This window comes from Pseudoalteromonas sp. ABV4_021, from assembly GCF_056159365.1.
In genome coordinates, this window is sequence record NZ_JBSWVB010000002.1 from 1,207,373 (window position 1) to 1,228,401 (window position 21,029).

16 protein-coding genes and 1 pseudogene are annotated in these 21,029 nt (G+C 40.0%); 10 read left to right on the top strand and 7 right to left on the bottom strand.

The genetic code is table 11. The features are described from left to right. Positions 1-211: 211 nt before the first annotated feature. The 5 genes from ACXAFE_RS19650 to ACXAFE_RS19670 all read right to left on the bottom strand — a co-directional run bounded on the left by ACXAFE_RS19650 (position 212) and on the right by ACXAFE_RS19670 (position 7,325). Entirely contained in the window at positions 212-1,477 is a 1,266-nt protein-coding gene (locus ACXAFE_RS19650) for a sensor histidine kinase (RefSeq protein ID WP_475156836.1), read from the bottom strand. Next, on the bottom strand, positions 1,477-2,802 hold the full coding sequence (locus ACXAFE_RS19655) for a sigma-54-dependent transcriptional regulator (RefSeq protein WP_475156838.1): 1,326 nt from the start codon (positions 2,800-2,802) through the stop codon (positions 1,477-1,479). Before ACXAFE_RS19655 ends, ACXAFE_RS19650 begins: the two co-directional genes overlap by 1 nt. 86 nt (positions 2,803-2,888) lie before the next feature. Further along, a complete protein-coding gene (locus ACXAFE_RS19660) occupies positions 2,889-5,321 on the bottom strand; it encodes an ABC transporter permease (protein WP_475156842.1) in 2,433 nt (810 codons plus the stop codon). Then, a complete protein-coding gene (locus tag ACXAFE_RS19665) occupies positions 5,318-6,058 on the bottom strand; it encodes an ABC transporter ATP-binding protein (RefSeq protein ID WP_475156845.1) in 741 nt (246 codons plus the stop codon). Before ACXAFE_RS19665 ends, ACXAFE_RS19660 begins: the two co-directional genes overlap by 4 nt. A gap of 10 nt (positions 6,059-6,068) precedes the next feature. Then, entirely contained in the window at positions 6,069-7,325 is a 1,257-nt protein-coding gene (locus ACXAFE_RS19670) for an efflux RND transporter periplasmic adaptor subunit (RefSeq protein WP_475156847.1), read from the bottom strand. Positions 7,326-7,750: 425 nt separating this feature from the next. Between ACXAFE_RS19670 and ACXAFE_RS19675 the strand changes: the two genes are divergently transcribed. The 3 genes and pseudogenes from ACXAFE_RS19675 to ACXAFE_RS19685 form a co-directional block, all read left to right on the top strand. After that, entirely contained in the window at positions 7,751-8,518 is a 768-nt protein-coding gene (locus ACXAFE_RS19675; protein ID WP_475156853.1) for an SEL1-like repeat protein, read from the top strand. Between the two features lie 195 nt (positions 8,519-8,713). Then, the gene (locus tag ACXAFE_RS19680; RefSeq protein WP_475156855.1) at positions 8,714-9,169 is read left to right on the top strand and encodes a hypothetical protein; all 456 of its coding nucleotides are present in this window, start codon (positions 8,714-8,716) and stop codon (positions 9,167-9,169) included. 39 nt (positions 9,170-9,208) lie between these two features. Beyond that, a pseudogene (locus tag ACXAFE_RS19685) lies at positions 9,209-9,274 on the top strand (excalibur calcium-binding domain-containing protein); the annotation flags it as partial. Positions 9,275-9,357: 83 nt separating this feature from the next. On the opposite strand, the gene ACXAFE_RS19690 reads toward ACXAFE_RS19685, so the two are convergent. Continuing rightward, entirely contained in the window at positions 9,358-10,350 is a 993-nt protein-coding gene (locus tag ACXAFE_RS19690; RefSeq protein ID WP_475156858.1) for a YncE family protein, read from the bottom strand. A gap of 652 nt (positions 10,351-11,002) precedes the next feature. On the opposite strand from ACXAFE_RS19690, the gene ACXAFE_RS19695 reads away from it, so the two are divergent. After that, positions 11,003-11,320, top strand: a complete 318-nt coding sequence (locus ACXAFE_RS19695; RefSeq protein WP_475156860.1) for a hypothetical protein — start codon at positions 11,003-11,005, stop codon at positions 11,318-11,320. Between the two features lie 217 nt (positions 11,321-11,537). Then, a complete protein-coding gene (locus tag ACXAFE_RS19700; RefSeq protein WP_475156864.1) occupies positions 11,538-12,956 on the top strand; it encodes an FG-GAP repeat domain-containing protein in 1,419 nt (472 codons plus the stop codon). A 102-nt stretch (positions 12,957-13,058) separates the two neighbouring features. On the opposite strand, the gene ACXAFE_RS19705 is transcribed toward ACXAFE_RS19700, so the two are convergent. After that, a complete protein-coding gene (locus tag ACXAFE_RS19705) occupies positions 13,059-13,475 on the bottom strand; it encodes a hypothetical protein (protein WP_475156868.1) in 417 nt (138 codons plus the stop codon). 214 nt (positions 13,476-13,689) lie between these two features. Here ACXAFE_RS19705 and ACXAFE_RS19710 point away from each other — a divergent pair, with 214 nt between their 5' ends. The 5 genes from ACXAFE_RS19710 to ACXAFE_RS19730 all read left to right on the top strand — a co-directional run bounded on the left by ACXAFE_RS19710 (position 13,690) and on the right by ACXAFE_RS19730 (position 21,018). Continuing rightward, entirely contained in the window at positions 13,690-13,872 is a 183-nt protein-coding gene (locus ACXAFE_RS19710) for an alternative ribosome-rescue factor A (RefSeq protein WP_010558625.1), read from the top strand. 548 nt (positions 13,873-14,420) lie between these two features. Then, on the top strand, positions 14,421-16,793 hold the full coding sequence (locus tag ACXAFE_RS19715) for a TonB-dependent receptor domain-containing protein (protein ID WP_475156874.1): 2,373 nt from the start codon (positions 14,421-14,423) through the stop codon (positions 16,791-16,793). Between the two features lie 150 nt (positions 16,794-16,943). After that, positions 16,944-18,845 (top strand): S9 family peptidase, encoded by a 1,902-nt coding sequence (locus ACXAFE_RS19720; RefSeq protein WP_475156877.1) that lies wholly within the window; start codon positions 16,944-16,946, stop codon positions 18,843-18,845. 160 nt (positions 18,846-19,005) lie between these two features. Beyond that, entirely contained in the window at positions 19,006-19,881 is an 876-nt protein-coding gene (locus tag ACXAFE_RS19725) for an AraC family transcriptional regulator (protein WP_475156879.1), read from the top strand. A gap of 96 nt (positions 19,882-19,977) precedes the next feature. After that, positions 19,978-21,018, top strand: a complete 1,041-nt coding sequence (locus tag ACXAFE_RS19730; RefSeq protein ID WP_475156881.1) for an alpha/beta hydrolase family protein — start codon at positions 19,978-19,980, stop codon at positions 21,016-21,018. Positions 21,019-21,029 lie beyond the last annotated feature (11 nt).

Consider the following 21,029-nt stretch of genomic DNA (forward strand, 5'->3'; position numbering starts at 1 on the left):
TCGTAATGCGAATGATTTGTGTTGGCGATAAGGTTTATGTATTAGATTTTTAGAATTTTGTGTTATATGTGGCTTTATTTTGTTTATATTATAGGGACGAGAAAGACTGAGACTTGTCGACAAAACCACTTCGTATTACCCCCTTATCTCATCAGGCAGCAAAAGAAATAGAGGGGGGACTTAGCAAGCTAATTTAGCTTATCGAACATTATCAATTAGCAAAGGTAATCGTGGCAATCGCACCTTGCTTTTCAGTTTTGTTTGTAAGTGTTAACTCACCGTTTTGATTTCGTATTAACTCGCGGCTCAACACTAAACCAATGCCAGAGCCTTCAGGTTTGGTTGAATAAAACGGCACAAATAAGTTGTCGTTTAAATCAACGCCAATTCCGTTATCTTCAATGGCAATTTGCCAGTTATCTGCTTTATTAATTCGAATAGTTACGCCAGACGAGTTTGCAGTTAAATTTGCCTCATTAGCGTTTTTAACAAGGTTGAGTAGCGCCTGTTCTAGTTGCTCAATATCACATTCAATTTCACCATTGTCTTCAATTTCAATATCGACATCGGGGAACAGTGCTTTGCAGCGTTTGGCGATTTCACCTGTGGTAACGTTGGCAAGTTTTGCGTTAGGAATTTGCGACAGTTTGGAATAGCTTGCAACAAACTCAAGCAGATGCTCAGCACGCTTTTCAATCACGTTAAGCATGGTGGTTTGTAAGTCTGATTGCGTTAGTTTTGGCAGCTCTTGCAGTGACTGCGCCATTGAATAGATTGGCGTAAGCGAGTTACGTACTTCGTGATTAAGTACCCTTACGAGCTTTTGCCAGGCTTCTTTTTCGTTATGCCTTAAAGATTGCTCAATCGATACAAATACCAATAAACGATAATGGCGATTACCGCGATTAAGCGCATGGGCAACGACTTTATGGCGTTGATTATTTTGCGCGAGTTGCCATTTGTCGGCATCGACACTCAGCCCTAAACTTGCTAAATCATTACCTAGTAAACTGGGTTTTTGATAGTAATTGGATGCCGCTAGGTTATGATGATAAACCTGCGATTGGCTATCAATCACAATAATGGGTAGTTCAAGTTCGTTAATAAAATCAAAGATAAAGCTTTCGTTTTGCGCATATTCATGGCGTTTATTTTGAATGCGCTTGGCAATGGTGTGTAAATCGCGTTTTAGCCCAGCAACGCGGCCTGCTGAATACTTCGCAAGGTGCCACACCGTAAACTCTTCATTAGCTAGACCATCCAGCTGCACAGCAACGCTGTCGAGGGTATTAAAAAATCGGCGATAAAGTGCAGTAAATACCACAACACTTGGGGCGAGTAGGGCAATAATCAGTGTTGTGCCTTCAAGAAAATCGAGCTGAAAATGCACAATTAAAAAAATTAACACGCCTAATAAAATCAAACAAGGTAGCGTAAAAAGTGTAATGACTGTGCGTTCTAACGAGTGCTTTTGCATTAGTTGCTCTCTTTAACGCAAATATTGAACTTTTCGATACGGCGATAAATAGCTGATTTACTGAGCCCCAAAAATTCGCCTGCAGCAATAACATTGCCATCAAAGTGTTTAAGTGCGTTATTGATCATTAGCTTTTCAGCTTGCTCTAAATTCATCAGCGGTACGCTTTCATGTTGTGTACTGAGCTCGAGTTGTAAATGTGTTGCATCAATACTGTCGCCATCGGTCATGATCACCGCGCGCTCTAATACATGTGATAACTCACGTACATTGCCAGGCCAACTGTGCGCTTTGAGTTTTTCTAATGCGGTATTTGTAAGTAGTAAAGGCTCAAAACCATAGCGCTTACAGTGTTTTTCAATAAAGTGATTAGCGAGTAAGGCAATTTCGTCTTGACGCTCTCGCAGCGGCGGAATAGTGAGTACTAAGGTGTTGAGTCTAAATAATAAATCGCGTCTAAACTCGCCATTGTTTATGGCTTTTTCAAGGTCGGCATTGGTGGCTGAAATAATCCGTGCATTACTGGTTTGCGTTTTTGAACTGCCGAGTATTTCAAATTCGCCGGTCTCTAAAACGCGTAGCATTTTGGCTTGCAGTGACATTGGCAAAGTGCCAATTTCATCTAAAAATAAGGTGCTGTCGTTTGCTAGAGAAAAGCGCCCTTCGCGGTTTTCTTTCGCATCAGTAAATGCGCCTTTTTTATGACCGAATAATTCGCTTTCAAACAAATTATCAGGAATTGCCGCCATATTGACACTTACCATATTGTGGTGTGCGCGAGGGCTGTTATCGTGAATGTACTGTGCAAGTAGGCTCTTACCTGAGCCATTTTCGCCGGTGATCAGCACATTTGCGTCCGTTTTTGCAATGCGGCTTGCGGCTTTAACGAGCGTTTTAGATTGTTCACCTAATGCTAAAAATCCGCTGCTAGGTTGGCTGTCGCTGGTATTTTCTGGCGCTAGTTGGTTCTCAATAGATTCGAGTAATTTGGCGTTTTTCCAAGGCTTTTCAACAAAGTCGGATGCGCCAAGTTGCATGGCTTTAACCGCTAAGTCGACTTTTGCCCATGCGGTGATGACAATCACGGGAATAGTTAGTTGCTGGCGTTTCAGCTCTTTTAAAAAGCCAAGGCCTTCTTCGCCAGATGTGGTGTCTTTGGTGAAGTTCATATCAAGCAAAATTAAATCGATTTGCTGATTTTTTAAAAGAGTTAAGCCGACACTTGGGTGGTCGGCTTCTGTGCACGTGTAACCATGGCTTTCAAGTACAATGCGCGCCGATAAACGCACATCGATGTGATCATCAATAATCAGTATTTTTTTCATAATTTTATTTTTATAGCTTTAAAGCCTTAACCAATTAAGGGCTTTCTTAACTGGTTAAGGACAGAGGTATTAACCCCAAATTTAGGTTAATTATCTCTTAGTGCTGCCATTGGTTTTGCGTTTATTAGTTTGCTCATTGGGAATAATGTGGCAAAAAGTGCAAATAACACAATGCTAGCTGCGGTTATAGTGAGCCATAGCCAGTTGAGAAGCAACCAATTTGCTAACTCAACTTTAAACATTGTGTAACCACCTACCATCACCACTAATGCGGCAATAAAAGCAAACGCTAAAGGCAGTAAGGTGTCTGATAACAGTTGCTGATACAAACGCTTGCGTTTTGCACCGAGTGCCATGCGCATACCGTATTCGTAGCGGCGCAGACCTAGGTTATAACTCAGTACGCCATAAATACCAATGCCTGCAAGTACTAGGGTAAAGAGTGCCAATACAATGCTTAAGCTTAATGTGATTCGTTCCATATGCACCATTTTGGCGTATTCATCTTCCAGAAAATCGAACTTCCAAAGGCCAATGCGACTATCAACCGTTCGCGCTGCCTGTAACAGCTGCTCTCGGTTTAAGGTTTTTCCTTGTTCCATTTGAATGATTAAGCCAAATGCATATGGCTGTGCAGCCCACCAAAAGTGTCGCCCTTGGTGTTTGTCGAAAAATTTTGGGTGGTTAAAGTTTTCAGTAATACCCACCACTTCCACTGGGTTGTCAGGATCAAAACTTAAGAATTTCTCGCCAACTAAACTGCCACCAGGTTTGAGCATATCGTTAACAGCTTTGGTGACCAAAAACTCGTGTTTTTCACCGCGAATAGCGGCTTCGCTAAAGGTGCGTCCTTCTATAATTTTAAGGCCAGTAATATCAAAGTAATCAGGGCCAACCCAAGCTTGTGGAATAAAGACGGTTTCTTTTCCTGACATATCTTTTACTGTGCTTGAGCGAAGTCCGTCGTTTACTGGGCTATCGCCATGACCAACTTTAACAACACCATCGATGTTTGCCACTGCAGCGCGAATTTTTTGTAAGTCATTATATTTTTGTTCGAGAGTACGCTCTCTATCGTTGATAAAAAGCATAGTGCTATAGCGATTATCTACTTCACTGCCAAGTGGTCGTAATAACGTTTCTAATGTTTTGTTTAATGCCATGGTGGCACCGATTACAAGGGCCGTTGCTAAAAACAGTTGCAGCGCGATTAACAACTTTACGGTGCTGCCTTTAATTTGGCTTACGCCGCCTTTACCTGAACTTTGAATTTGCGTTCTAAGCTGGCCAAAGTTGATTAATCGGCTGGTGATAAAAGCAAATAACCAAGCAAATACCACACAGCAAATTACGGCAGAAGATACTACGGTAAGGTCGAGATTAATGGCGCTAACCAGTGGTAAATGGCCTTCACTTAAAAACTTAAATAGTTTGATGCCCCACGCCGCAAAAAATAAACCAGCCAGTGCCGATACCACCATTAGCAGGCTAGATTCCACTAAAATACTGGTAAAGATCACACTGCGTTTTGCGCCTAAAACGGCTTGCAGTGCGAGTTGTTTGTGTTTTACAATGGCGCGAGAAATAAATAAGTTACTGACATTTAATAAGGCAATCAGCACTAGGCTTACTACGCCCACTAACATAAAGATTGCTAACGTATCGTTGCCGTTAAGCTCTTTTTCGCGAAACGGTGTAACAATTGGCACAATATCGTCAACTTCATCAAACTCTGCTTTCCAATCACTTTTAATTTCTAAGATACGTGCATGCAAGTAGGCTTTGGTTGATTCTGGGGTTTCACCCGCTTTGAGTGTGCCGATAAGTTTTAGGCTACCAAATAAGTTCCACCACGGGCTTGGGCGATCATTATTATAAAAGCGTGAATCACCACTAAAATGAAACCATAAATCACTTTTACTGCGATTAAACATAAATGGGTTTGCGTAGCCTTTGGCCACAACACCAACAATTTTATATTGGCCATGAACGAGTTCGATTGTTTGCCCGATTGCATTTTTGCTGCCATCAAAATAGGTTTGCCAAATTGAATAACTGATCAGTACTTCGGTACTTTTATCATCAAGGCGTTTTTGTGGTGATAAATGTTGACCAGCAGCAAGTTGCATATTGGTAATGTCGTAATAGTCGTTGCTGGCAAAGGTCATATTTAGTTTAGGCTGACCTGGCAAGTTCATGATTACGTCTTCGCCAATGTTAATCGCAGCGACTTTGTCAAAATTGTCGTGGTTGTTATACCAGTGAATAATCGACTGGAAGCTTTGAAAGCCGGGGCTATTTTTATCGGAATAGACGTTGTCTTGTTCAACCACCACAAGGCGCGCTTCGTCATCGACATTAAGTGGTTTAATAAAGTAGCTACTAAATAAGCTCATCACCACAAAAAAGCAGGCAAGCGTGAGCGACAGAGTGAGCACAATGGCGCTGGTAAATCCGGGCGCTTGCAGCAGCGAACTGCTGGCATGTTTAATTTGTTTGGTTAGGCGTTGGACACTCATGCATGCGCCTCCAACTGTGTTGTTACATCAACCGCTGACACGCTTTCTTTGCCAGAATTGAGCACTTTACCATCGAGTAGTTTTACTTGTTTTTTAGCGTAGCCGGCATAGCGCGGATCGTGGGTTACCATGCAAATGGTGGTGCCTTGTTCGTTCAGTTCGGCAAGTAATGCCATTACTGCATCACCATTTTTTGAATCGAGGTTACCCGTTGGTTCATCCACTAATAAAATACTTGGGCTGCCCGCTAATGCACGGGCAATGGCAACGCGCTGTTGTTGACCACCGGATAACTGATTTGGTTTATGTTTAGCGCGATGATCAATCTCTACTTGTTTAAGTGCAGTATTTACGCGGGTATCAATATCAGCTTTGCTTAAAGCGGGTTCGCGATACAACAGCGGCAGCGCGACGTTATCGTAAACACTCAGTTCATCAATTAAGTTAAACGATTGGAAAATAAAGCCAATATGCAAATTGCGCAGCTCTGCAAGGGTATCCATATTTAGGCTACTGGTATCAACACCTTCAATTTTATAGATGCCGCTGGTGACGTCATCAAGTAACCCCATCACACTTAATAAAGTAGATTTACCACAGCCTGATGGGCCGCTAATGGCAATGTAATCGCCTTTATGAATTTGTAAGTTGATGTCGCTTAGTGCGTGAGTTTCTACGTCGTCGCTAAAGTAAATTTTTGACACATTGGTCAGTTCAATTACCGGTGTATTGTCCATGATTGCTTCCTTAATTATTTGTAATCGTTATTGTTTGCAAGTGTTTAAAATCAGAACTGTCTGAAATTACAAGGGTGTCACCGGCATTTGCACCAGAATTGATAACAATGTTATCGCCGGCTAGTTTACCAAACTCAACTTGGGTTTTAACTAGTTGATCTTGGTTTGGATCTAAAACAAAAATATGGTTTTGCGTTTCGCCACTTACAAAGCTTGGACGACGTACATAAAGAGCGTGCTTAAGCTCGTCGGTGACGATATCACCTTCAATGGTGAGTTGTGGGCGGGCATTGCTTGGTAAGGTGCCTGTAAGCTCAAGCTCCACAGAAATGCGGCCATCGCTGACGATTGGATTAATACGATTCACCACCGCTGAAACCGTACCTGCGAAGGTGTTTACCGTTGCTTTTTGACCGACTTCAATGCGGCTTGCTTCACGTTCTGGCACATTTAAATCGGCAAGTAGTTGATGCTCACTGCCAACTACCGCAAGTGGTGCACCCATTTGCACAGATTGGCCTTGCTCTACATTGACCGCTTGCAACATGCCATTGATGCCTGCGGTGACATTGAGTTTATCTACATCTTGTTGTGCTGCATTGAAGCTAAGCTCAAATTCGCGCATTAGCTCGCGTTCAACTTGTAAGCGCTGGTTGTGTAAATCACTCGCTTGGCTGAGCTGCTGTTTGGCAAGCGAAACGCGTTTACTCAGTTGCGATACCGCTAATTGCGAGCGCTTATAATCTAGGGTAGAAACAATGCCTTGCTCAATCAGTTTTTGCTCAGCTTCAGCGCGTAAATTGGCGTTGGCAAGTTCACTTTCAAGCAAGGTAAGATTTGCCTCTAAATTAAGCTTTTCACTTTTTTGGCTAAGTTTTAATGCTTCAAAATTCGCTTTTTGACGAGCGAGCGTTAAACGAGCACGGTTAAGTTGTTGCTCAAGTGTGGGATTTGAAAGGCGCAAAATCACCGTATCTTTTTCTACACGGCTACCCGGTAGATGAAATACTTGCTCTACTTGTGCTTGATAACGGGCAGTAATAAAGCGACTGTATTTAGAGCGCAGTTGGCCAAACCCTGACACCGTTAATTTAAGTGGCCCACTACTTACATCTGCAAGCAATAACTCATTACGGTTTATGCTGGCATCTCCATCACTAAAGGTTGATGCAAACCCAACTACTAAACTGAGCGATAAAATAATCGCAAGCGGCATCGGCCAACGTTTCTTTTTATTATTACTTGCAAGGCTTTGTTTAATATCCATCTGACTAACTTCATAACTTTTGATAGTTTAGCTATAGCGAACGCCATGCCATAAATTAAAACTAATAAAATCAATTGCTTAATGTTGTCGGTTAAAGTTAGGTTTTCCCTTGAGTGGGAATGGGAATTAAAAGTGGGAAAAGTAGAATGTGATACGTACAAATGTTAAAAATGTGAAGTGTATTAGCGCAATTTTACTTGCTAGTTTAGAGAAGCTTAGATTTAAAGATAGTTTAACCTGGTGCTAAAGTCTTCATTAACAATAACGGCTTTGTTGGCACTGAAGCTAATGTTAGAATTGGCTCTTCAGAGTTTTATATAAACTACGTATACCCAGTAGTGCATAATATTGAGGTATGGACCACGACGGTTAATGAAATATTCTTTCAAAGCTCTAAATCACCGATTCAACATTAGGAACCATTAATGTATATCAAACATTTTGCATTTGTTTTTTTGTTAGCGTCTTTTTTTTCATTTTCTAAAGAAGACTCACTTCAACTAGAGGATGTAATTGCTGATATGAAATCCAATGAAGTATTGGAGTGGGCTGAAATCGATATGCTAATTAACAAAGGGATTGAAGATGAACAGGCACAAGCATACTTTATCAAAGGTTATGTTCATTTTTTTGGAATTTACAACAAAACTAAAGACCTTAAAATAAGTACGTCCTATTTAAAAAAAGCGGTTGCTAAAAATTATCAGGAAGCTCGATTTTACCTCGGGACTGTATTGCTTGAACAAAATGAACCAGCAGCTGTAGATTTGCTTTTGGAGTTATCCAAAGAGGGCGACATAGACGCAATAATTAATCTGTATCAAGCTTACAAAAAAGGATTGTATAAAGATCAGGAGACATTGAAGGCTTTATTAAAGTTGGCATCTGATGCTGGTGATGATGAAGCTGCAATATGTTATGGAAGATTGGTCTTAAACGAATCAATAAATATTAATGATTCTGGTGCAATAATTAATATGGTTAAGTATCTATCGGTTAGAGCTGAGACCAAAGGTTTTTCGAATGATATGTATAAACATTTATATTATCACTTTTTTACTGTGTACAGCTTACCTCGTTCACCACTAAAAAATGAAAAATACAGCAAGTATTATCTAAAGCAAGCAGCTGAAAATGGACATGAGCATGCTATAAAGCTTATCAAACAAACTAACCTATGGTTAGAACAGTAAAAGGAAAACTAGGGTCAGAGTAAACTTAGGAAAACGGATAACTGTCAGTTCAAGTCTGGGATTAAATAAGAATGACACCCACTGATTCTCAGCAGGTGGAAGCAGCGGCAATGCTTAAAGTATATGGAGATGCTTATTTTGGTAATTAGGTTCTTTTTAATCATTACGCTCGTTATATTTTGTAACTTTAGTAGTTTGGCAAATCAACGTTTAGGTGTTATTTATATTAATTCCACTCATTTAAAGTTGATGGAAGGCTATGCATTAAATGTAGGCGCATCACTAAGTTCTAATAAGGTTGTGTTTGAAAAAGTAAAAGTAGTTGGTAGGGTAAAAAAAGTAGAATCTATAATAAAAATCGCAAATATTTCTCATTGCGAGAAATACTGTAGTGATGAGCTTATTGAAGACGAGTCAATGAGAGAACTTAAATATTATAAAAGTGATATGTTTCATATAAAGACATTCGAGATGCAGGCTGGAGCTTCTTCAGAAAATGGACACAAAGAAACACTTTTTATGGGTATACTGTTCACTAAAAAGCAATCAGTAACCGTTTATGATGATAACGAAACCATCGAGAAATGGGTAAGTGATTTGAATTTAATATTGGTAAGGGAAAGAAACCAAAGTAGATTAAGTTATCGATAACAATAACAATAACAATAACACCCAGTCTAATTTGATTTTTTCCCAAACACCAAAATGGACGGCGATAGGGACGGAAAACCTTGTGAAAATGATAGCCGTTTTTAATTACTCTGAACTGCAAAGTTGAGTTCTTTTTGCTTCTAAAACTTTATAAAAGGCTAGCAACTTCGCTAGTCTTTTTTTCAAAATCACTCCAACACAATTGGTGAATATCCAATACCATCAGGGCCGTTGCCTGTAGGTAGTTCAAATAAGGTTTTACCGCTTGGAATATCTATCGCGAGTACTTTATTTTTGCTGTAAGCCGATAAAAACAAAGTGCGATCATTAGGGTGAAAAGCAACGCCTTTTGGCCCGATACTATCGAAAGTAATTTGGTTTAGCTGAATTTCATTTTCGGCATCAAAAATCGTTAAGGTATTGTTTTTGTAATCGGGGATAACGGCGTATTTTTCATCCTTTGTGAGTAAAATACGGTAAGGGAATTTAAAGCCTCGCCATTGCTTAATTATATTGTCGGTTGTTAGGTCAAAAACAGTTACTAAGCCATTTTTATTGCTGCCGACCCAAAGCTCAGTGCCCGATTTATTAATGGTGATAGCTTCAGGCGTTTCTGGCGTAGCAATTGTCCTTAATAATTTGCCCGTGTTTATATCCATTTCAGAAACAGTATCGTCATGCATATTGGGCGTGTAAACGCGGTTGTTAGCATGTGCGAGTGCCACCATATGCGAGCCTTTTTGATGTGTGTGTATTGCTTTTTCAATGTTTCCCGAATCGATATCGACAATTACCACCGAGTTTGAACCTTCTGCGGATACTACAACCTTATTTGTACCTTTTAAATATAAAATGCCGTGGGGATAGGGGTGTTTGACAAGGCTAATGGTGTTAGTCGCTTTTGCGGCTTTAATATCGAATACCGTTAAACTGTTACCGCCATTGTAGTTAGTGACAACCGCTGTAGTTGCATTGTCATTTACGGCAATTTCATGAGGGCCTTCGCCTGTGCGTCGAGTGTATTTGATTTTTCGACTTTGTAAGTCGATAAAACTCACCGTGTCTGCTTTTTTATTTACCACCACTAGGGTACCTGAAAGCGCTTCATCGTTTGCCATTAGGCTAAAACTTATTATATTAAGTGTGATGAGTATGCCAGCTAAATAATGTGATAACGTCATTGTCTACCTTTGCTATTCCTGTTTAGTGTTAAGTTAGACTAAATAATAAACACCTTAATAGCAAAATAACGTTTTTAAGCTTTAAAGTGTGTATTGTATTTAACTGTTTGTAACTATTTTTTTGAGTGGTAAACTGCTGAGATTGTTTAAGCTTTGATTGTGCTTTTAATGATTGTCACTGTGATTATGCTAATTACCTCATAAAATTAAACCTCAAAATGACCTCTAAAAAATTAACTCTTCTATTTCTAATTTGCCTTGTGGCTATTGTAATACAAGCACTCGTTTTTCATACATGGAATACTGGTATATTAAACCAATTTAAATTAATGCACCGTTCTTTTGATAATCAGTTACCTGAATTTGTGCGTTATGCAATGGAAACCTCAAAGCATTGGTGGTTGGCACCACTCTTTAGTTTGTTGACTTTGTGTTTAACCACTTTTATTAAATCAAAGCCTAAGCTGATTTATGTTCCTTTAGTTGTGTCGGTAGTTCTTGCCTTATATATGCTTTATGTAATGTACCCAGTGCCGTATTTAATAAAGTTGTAATAATGAATTTTTAGCTTTTAGAAGAGAGATAAATTGCCAATTAATTCAGTTTGTTATAAGTTACGCTGTGTTGTTTTAAAAAGATAGATGAACTTGAAATGGACTTTTCAAAAATTGAAGTACTTGCCATTGGAATTGTGCTAATTCCTTTTTTAATCGACCTCTTTCCTAAATTACGTGATGGCTTGATTAAACATAATCAAGGAAAAATCCGAAACCGAATCCATATTGTGCTTTCTGCTGTCATGATCTCAAACTATTCATTTAGCGATAACATAAAAGATAATATTGGTCTTATCTGTGGATTAGCTTTGTTTTTTGGAGTGTATGCCACCGGAATTGCGTTTATGACTAAAGATCAAGCAAATAAGCGCGACCAAGCCATAAAAGACAGTACTGAGACGAGCAAAGATTAAGTAACTATAAACTCGCGTTTAAACTGTCGTGATAAGTTAATTAGCTTTGGTGTTCTGGCCTATTAATTAAGTCTAGTCTGTCCCAAAGTGTAAATTAAAAACCACTCTTTTATACTTTTATCCCTTAAATCCGCCTTTTATCATATAAAAAGGCGTGACACATTTAAATGTATTAGGTTGCGTTGAATTGATATGAATAAGCATAAAGATGATAAGAATGAAAAAGCTACTTCCTTTAGCCTTTTTAAGTAGTGCTGTATGTGCCAGCGAGCCTTTTAATTTAGGTGAGTTTGCCAATGGTAAACTTAAATTTGGTTCTGCAAATACGGTGTTTGTTGCTGGCAATGAAAAAAAGACGACGCTGCAAAAAATTAATTTAACAGATAAAGAAGTGACGCAACTGCAATTGCCTGAAAATCCCATTATGTATTCAACGGGATATTTGGCAGAGGATCAAAGCCCTCAAGCATTTGTGCTAACAGAGCAAGGTATTTTTCATGTAACTGAGAAGGCGCAAAATTTAATTATTACGGTGTCTTCAGTATTTACTAAAAATTCTGTGGAGCAGTTTGAATCATCTCCGTTTACCCTTGATGTGAATAACGATGGACTTACTGATTTTTATTTACCCGGTATTGAAAGCCAATCACTTTATATTCAGCAAAAAGATGGGCGTTTTTTGCTTACAAGCCTGCCATTAAAGGCTGAAACCACCGCAAAATTTAATAATGGTCACTTAACCATAAGTAACCGACTACCAAAAATGCCGATATTGCTTGATCTAAATAATGATTCAATACGTGATCTGGTATTTTTTGATAAAACCTCAATTACGTTTTTCCCCGTAACAATCGATGGCGTAAGCACCAGCGTGAAAACGTTTACTTCGTTTGATGTATTGCATAACGAAAGTAAGCAGCAACTTACTAAATTTGAAGATCTAAATGGTGATGGTTTTGCGGATATTTATACCAAAGAGAGCCTAGCGGAAAATGTGCAAGGTGAAGTCGACTTTGATACTAAATTTATCCACCGTATTTATTTTGCAAAGCCTGAGAGCAAGGACCAGGTATTTGCTACAAGCCCTGATATTAACTTAACGCTAGAAGGGGCAAGTGCAATATCAAATATCAGTGATTTTAATGGCGATGGCGTTGCCGATTTAGCCTTAACCTCCATTGATATTGGCTTTACCGATATTCTTTCAATGGCGAGTGCCGCGATGAATAACGAAGAGTTTGAACTTGATACTGAAGTGGCGATTTATCAAGGAATTGGCAGCAATCAATTTGCCAAAAAAGCATCTGCGAGCAAAGACTTTGATATTGCTATAAAACTAAATGAATCAAATAGTGAAAGTGGTAAAGGCGTATTTTTAAAAGACTTCAACGGTGATGGCCAAACAGACTTAATGGTTAAAACAGATAACGATGAGTTAAGTATTTATCTTGGCGACAAAAAACGCGTACTGAGTCGAAAAGCGGTTTATATTGAACGCCAGCTACCCAAGTCAATTCAGAATATATACAGCACTGACTTCAACCAAGATGGCAAAGAAGATATCGTGCTAAAAATGAAAGATAAACAAGGCAACTACCGTATAGAAGTGCAAGAAGTTAAATCTGCCAAGTTGTAATGTGTTGTGTAGAAATAAATAAGCGCCCATTTCAAAGTGAAATGGGCGCTTATTCAATAACTCGTTGAGTGAGCTTTGCGAAAATAAATTCGCTTACAAGCATTAACCGCAATTAAATACTAAATGCAGTTGATACGGGTCACCGAGGGCATCACCGGCAATATCGCCACCAATACTAAGAGCTGCGCCCGCATCATCTACATGGCTTCGGCCAAAAATCCACATAGCAGTACCTGCAGCTTCAACGGCATTAGCGATATTGCGTTTAGTTAAATAATCTTGTTCACTCATATTGCCAATGTAATCAACTTTTTCAGAAACCACATAAGGCTTCGACTTTGATTCTTTACAGTACGATTTTGCTTGCTTAAATGCCTGTTCTGAAACCTCTGATTTGGTTTCGCCATACAAGTCAACGTAATGGTTGCCGTCACTGCTTGGGCGCACGTTTTGGTGGTGAGCACATGCGGTTAGTAATAGCGCTGCTGCTAGGGTTGTAGTCTTGGTTAAAAACGTCATGTTGAGCCTATAAATAAAGTAACTATAGGTGTAATTATTACGGATGATTATTGCGAAAAATGTAAGTAAGTGTTGGATATTTGTTGGCAAGTTAAAACACTTTTTAACCGCAATAAAAATATTTAAAAAAACTAATGTAAACACTTGTGCTTTACATATTTTTCGCTAGTATTGCGGCGAATTAATTGACTCATTTTTAATCAAGAGGACAGCAATGAGTAAAACTAAAAAAATGCATCACGATCATGGCCGTGGTGAGATAAAAGACAACGCAATTAAAGCGTTAGTGACAAGCGTGTTATTTAAAAGCAAAGTTGAAAAGGCGAAAAAAGGTAAGGGTAGCTACCAACGGAACAACAAGCATAAAGGGCGAGAGTCTTACCTTAAAGCAGCCTAAGCTTTAAGATAAGGCTTTTGTCTTTAGTTACGTAAAATCAATATAGTGAATACTTTATAGACGGTAATACCTCTAAAATGTAATCGCATGGTGCTCAATTGACTTATTTCCGTGAAATATTAGGGCGGGAACTTGGCCCTGAATTTGACTTTTTTTACTATTAACGCAGCGCCTGCTGACGATATTTATTTGATGACGCAGGCTGAAATAAACACATACTTTTTTTAACTTTTAGCGGTTAGCCATACTTTTTTGCGAAACAGCAGTGCTTTAAAGTGTTAAGTTTTTGCTTTCATGCTTAACACTTTACTATTGCTGTACACCACACCAACACCTTCCTTTTGTTACCGCGCTGCTCCCAATAAATTCATTATATATCAGTGATTTATTGTTAATATTCGAATGCTTCTTAGCCGTCCAAACGATAAGACATAAACCCCCAAAATCAAATCTAAATAGAAATTATTCTTGATATCATTAATTTTATCTGTATTATGCACGTCGCCCTTTCTCAATAATGCTTAAATAATCATCAAGAGATGTAACTAATGATCAATTTAATCAAACCAAGCGTAATCGCGCTGGCTGTAGCGGCGCAACTGCCAGCTGTAGCAGATGACAAAATCCCAGAAAAAAACATAGAGCACATCGTAGTTACTGCGACCGGTTTTGAACAAAAAGTAGTGGAAGCACCAGCAAGTATTTCAATCATTACTAACGAAGATATTAAAGCGCATTCTTTCACATCGATTCTTGATGCTGTGCAATATCTAGAAGGTATTGATATTGGCACAACCCGCGATAAAACAGGTCAGGGCAGCGTAAGCATGCGTGGTCTTACTGGTGAATATACGCTGCTATTAATTGATGGCAAACGTCAAAACAACCACGGCGATATTTACCCAAATAATTTTGGTGGTAACGCGTTTAACCACGTGCCGCCGGTTGATGCGATTGAGCGTATTGAAGTGATCCGTGGTCCTGCATCAACGCTTTATGGTGCAGATGCACTTGGTGGTGTAATCAATATCATCACTAAAAAACACACCGAAAATTGGAGCGGTGCGGTGTCATTTAGCCGTTCAATTCAACAAGACGATGATTTTGGCGACGACATTACAACCGATTTTAATATTATCGGCCCATTAATCAAAAATGTACTTACGCTTGGCGTGCGCGGTAGCGTTTACGAACAAACGGCATCTTCGCCGACCTTCGAGCCTGCAACAGATCCAAATGGTGAAGTGCACGTACGTTCATTAGGATTTGGTAGCGGCGGCCGCACTGTAGATAACACTAATGAGCAGTTTGGTTTTACGCTAAACTATACGCCGTTTGATGATCATCACATTAGCTTTGATTACGATAATTCAAGCCAAGTGTACGACAACACTCCAAGCTACAATATTGAATCAGGCAAAATTACCTATCCGCTTGGTACCAAAGATAATATTGAATCAATTTGGCAAACACGCCGCGGCAAGGTAAACCCACGTGCAGGTTATGCGGCGGATCAAAAATTTGATCGCCAATGGTGGTCACTGGGTTACGATGGTGACTTAGAGTGGGCATCGGTTAAAGCCTCAGTTTCTTATGTTGATACGCAAAATAACGGTCGTACGCTACCACTTAGTGTAGCCGAGCGTTTAAAACTTCAAGAAATGTACGATGGTACCGGCGATTATGCAGGTATGGACGAACAGGCACGTAAAGATTTAGCAGAAGAGACTTTCCTACCGCGTCCTAAACGTCCACTAGAAAGTAGCCAGTTTACTTATGACTTGCGCTTTGATATTCCAATCACTGGTGCACTTGGCGACCATAACTTTGTGGTTGGTGCGCAGCTAATTGACGGTGAATTAAAAGACGGCGTTTTCGGTCTAGAAAGCAACGAAGCGGGCAAAGTACAAGAACAAAACATGTACTCGGTTTTTGCTGAAGATAACTGGATGATTTTAGACGACTTCACCTTAACCGGTGGTGCGCGTTACGATAATCACGACGTATTTGGCAGCCAAGTTTCACCACGTTTATACGGTGTGTATAACCTAAGCTCAACATGGACACTAAAAGGTGGTGTTAGCACGGGTTATAAAACGCCACAAACAACCGATTTATACGATGGTATTACGGGTTTTGGTGGCCAAGGTACAAGCCCATTTGCGGGTAACCCTGAACTTGAGCCAGAAACCAGCGTAAACTCTGAAATTGCAGTTTACTGGAATTCAGAAGATGCGGCACACAACTTTAACGTTACCTACTACAACACTAAGTTTGAAGACAAGATTGCCCGCGGTGATACTATTTTAAGCTGTGAGCAAACTAACAATGTGCGCCCATGTGTTAACTTAGGTCAGTACGATCAACTGGGTTATCAAAGCTACAGCCAAAAAATCAATATTGATGAAGTTGATTTACAAGGTGTTGAAATTGCAGGCCAATACACGCTTTCAAACACGATTTCGTTAACGGGTAACTACACGTGGACCGACAGCGAACAGCAAAGTGGCCCAGAACAAGGTCAACCGCTAACGAATACAGCTGAGCACATGGCTAACCTTACACTAAACTGGGAAGCAACTGATTTTATGGTTGTTTACCTACAAGGCGTATACCGTTCAGATCGCTACCGTGGTTGGGATAATGTTCATGATAAAGCGTTACATTACAAAAATTACAACCTATTTAACTTAGGTGCGCAGTTTTACGTAAACGAATACGTGCAAATTAACGCACGCGTTAACAACTTACTGGATGAAGACTTTACATCGTATAGCACTAGCTACACAGACCTAAATGGTGACGGCGAGTACGAGTACTTAACCGGTCGTGGTGTGGTGAGTGAAGTAACATTTACCGACGATTACAATGTAAAAGATAAAGGCCGTAACTTCTGGATTGGTGTTACTGCGTTCTTCTAAACATTAGATTTAGCGAGATTAGTCAATATGACTTTACAAGGAGCAGCCTAGGTTGCTCCTTTTTATTTTGTTTTTTAGTCGCATAGCGCTTTTCAAGCGATAGGGTAATTCTGTAATCTTAGCGGGTCTATTCTTTAAAGGAGTTTCGCGATGTTGCGAACTATTTTATCTGTAAGCTTGGGGGTTGCTCTAAGCGCGGGTGCCTACGCCAATGAGGTAATGACACCAGAAAAACTTTGGCAATTAAAGCGTGTAAGTGCGCTTGGTTTAAACAAAGAAAAAACCCACGTTATTTATAAAGTAACAACACCAAGCGTTGAGAAGAACGATTTCAGCAGCAAGGTGTACCAAGTATCGCTTAAAGGCGGTGAGTCACAACTGCTAGAGGCCTACCAAGGCGTGGTGATTGATAAAAGTATCTCACCAGATGGCAGCAAAAAGCTGTTTCATGAAAAAGTACAACTAGAAGATATTTTAGCGACCGACCGCCATAAAGAACTGGGTAAAGCAAATGCCTATGTATTTGATGACCTAAACTACCGTCATTGGGATACTTGGAAAGACGGCAACTTTAAGCACGTATTCTATCAAGACTTAAAAACCGAAGAAAAAGTCGACATCATGCAGGGCATGCCATTTGAAAGCCCAACCGCACCGTTTGGTGGCACGTCAGATTACACTTGGGGTCCAAAAGGTGAAAACATTTACTACGTGAGCAAAAAGCTAACGGGTACTGAATATGTTCAAAGCACCAATACCGATATTTATCGTTACAACCTAGCAAGCAAAAAAACCACTAACCTGACTGAGAAAAACTTAGGCTACGATAAGTACCCAGCGTTTTCACCAAAGGGCCACTTAGCATGGTTACAAATGGACGCAGCGGGTAACGAAGCTGATAAACAAGACATTATTGTACGTGTTAACGACCGCGACTATAACTTAACAGCGCATTGGGATGGCACCGTAAACAGCTTCAAATGGAGTGTTGATGGTAAAACCATTTATTTTGTAGCGCCAGTGGGTGGTACTGTGCAGTTATTCCAAGTGTCGGTAAACACTAAAACCAAAGCACAGCCGAAAATTAAGCAGCTTACAAACGGCCAATATGATGTAAACGGCATTGTAGCAGCATTAAAAGATAAGCTTGTGGTGACACGTAACAGCATGAATGCCGCACGTGAAATTTACCGTTTTGATCTTGGTAGCAAAAAGCTTACTGCGCTTACCAAAGAAAACGATGCGTTTTACGCCGAGCTTGATTTACCAAATGTTGAAAAACGCATGGTAAAAACAACCGACGGCAAAGACATGGTTACTTGGGTAATTTACCCACCTAACTTTGATAAGAGTAAAAAGTACCCAACGCTACTTTATTTACAAGGTGGTCCACAGTCTGCGCTTTCTCAGTTCTACTCATTCCGTTGGAACTTCCAAGTAATGGCATCACAGGGTTACATCGTTGTAGCACCTAACCGCCGTGGTATGCCAGGTCATGGTGAGCAATGGAACAAAGATATCACTAATGATTGGGGCGGTCAGGTAATGGAAGATTACCTCGCAGCGATTGATGATGTAGCAAAAGAATCATACGTAGATAACTCACGTATCGGTGCAATTGGTGCAAGTTACGGCGGTTATTCAGCGTTTTATTTAGCGGGCAACCACGAAGGTCGTTTTAAAACCTTTATTGCACATTGTGGTATTTTCGATTTACGTAGCATGTACGGCACAACCGAAGAGCTATTTTTCGTAAATAACGAATTAGGTGGCGCATATTGGGAAGACAATGCAGCAACGAAAAAAGCATATGGTCAATTCAACCCAATCAACCACATTGAAAAGTGGGATGCACCGATGTTTGTGATCCACGGTGGTAAAGATTACCGTGTTCCACTTGAGCAGGGCATTGCCGCGTTCCAAGCAGCTAAACTACGTGGTTTAAAGAGCCGCTTTATGCTATTCCCAGAAGAAAATCACTGGGTACTTACGCCGCAAAACGGCATTGTATGGCAACGTGAATTCTTCAAGTGGTTAGAAGAAACACTGTAAGTTAACTTGCCTTACTCAATTTTGAGCAAGGCAAACTTACACAAAAGGCTTTATTGAAAAACATCAATAAGGCCTTTTTTATGCCTTTAAAAATTCACTCGACTCACTGATTAACATTCGTTATCTTGCTAATATAATTATAAAAATATTCTATTAATGTATGGCAGCCAGTCCCACGCAATTTAATGCCTCGATCATCAGCAAAGTGGCACAATATGTTTATGATCACAGTGAAGAAGCGATAAATATTGAAGCGCTTGCCGATTATGCGGGGTTTTCAAAATATCATTTCAATCGTATGTTTTTTGCCGCAACGGGGTTTCAACTGGGCGAGTTTATAAAGCGGCAAAAGCTTGAAAAAGCGATGTTTTTATTAAAAAACGGGCAGACGAACATATTAGAAGTCGCAATGCGTGTTGGCTATGATTCGCCGTCATCTTTTACTCGTGCGTTTAAAACCAATTTTGGCTGTACACCAAGCGATATTCAAAATGGTAAATCCCCGCTAAATGAACGCGCAGGTAATTTACCGCCAAAAAAGGTGATTGAAGCGCTTAAACTTGAGCCAAAATGGCGCGAATTACCAGAAACCACCGTGCTTGGTTTTTACGGTGTTGGCTTTAATGAGCAATCGTTTTCAAAGGTGGCAGGCCAGTTGTATAAGCGCTTGAGCGAACTGGCTGCACCGCTTGATTTTAGTGAGCTTCAACCTATTGGTGTAGCAATTGATAACCCCTGGGTAGGCGAACAAACACAAAGCCAGTTTTTTGCAGGATTTTTTAAAGGGTTAGCTCAACGGCAGCAATTAGAGCACTATACGCTGCAAGGTGGTCGCTACGCTTGTTTTATCCATCAAGGGCCGCACAATACAATGTGGCAAACAATTTCTCAGGTCTATGCCCAGTGGGTATTGCCTAATCAAATACGATTGAAAGATCAACATATTGTGCAGCGCTATTTAAACGACCCTGCAGAAACAGATGCTGAAAAACTCATTACCGAGCTTTATTTTGCGGTGGAAAGTGATGCTATTTAAAGTGAGGTTACATTTACAAATCGCACTTTCTGCACAGACACGCGACAACCTTATTAGTTAAAGTAAAATAATCTTAGCTTAATGGAATAACCTTAAATGAAGCCAATCCGATTTTTGTTACTTGTTATCGTGTTAATTTCTACAAATAACGCAATGAGCGCACAAGGTAATGAGGCCGCCGCCCAAAATACCTTGCAATCGAACGATCTCGATTTTTTTAATAAGCATACTAATCAGCCTGTAAAGGTGAAGTTGTGGTATTTGGCAGGCGATGCAAACTGTGGCGCAACAGTGTGTTTAACGCCTTCGCAAAATAAGCGAAAAGTAGCGTTAATTTCGCACGGTGCATTTGGCTCACCCATTGAAATGAATTGGTTAGGTTATGCCTTGGCATCACAAGGCTGGCTGGTGGTAGGTGTTGCTCACTATGGTGAATCTTGGGTGTACGGCAAAGACACAATTGACCCAAGTGTACTTACGCGTTTTTGGCAGCGCCCAGAGGAAGTGAGTTTTACCCTTGAGCAATTAACTAATAAAGGGTTATTTAATCTTGATATCGATACAAATAATGTACTGATGTTAGGTCACTCCGCCGGAGGCTTTACGGCATTGGCGCTTGCAGGTGCAAAGTTAGAAGCCGGAAAGTCAGAGCGTTACTGCGCTTTAACTACTGCTAAAAACGATAAAAGCTGTGCTTATAACAAGCAAAAAACAACGCCATACACAAAAGATAAAACAAGCAAAATCAGTGAAGTGCAATCACATATGCTCGATAAGCGCATTAAGGCCGTTATCTCACTTGATCCTGCGCTTGGCCATGCGGTGAATGAAAGCAGTTTAATGGATGTGACAGTGCCTACCTTGGTAATTGGCTCAGTTGAAAATGACTTTTTGCCGTTCAAACAACATGCACAATATTATGCTGAGCATATTAAAAATGCCGAGCTAGTTGGTATTAAACAAGGTGCAGGGCACTTTATTTACATTAACCAGTGCGAACATAGCTTTAAGGCGCAAGGTGTATTGTTATGTAAAGACCGTGAAGGAGTTGACCGTAAAGCCCTTCAACAACAAGTGCTTGGTCACGTGTTTTCATTTATTAATCGACATGACTTAAATGTGTTATATAAAGGTTAGTGCACTCCTTA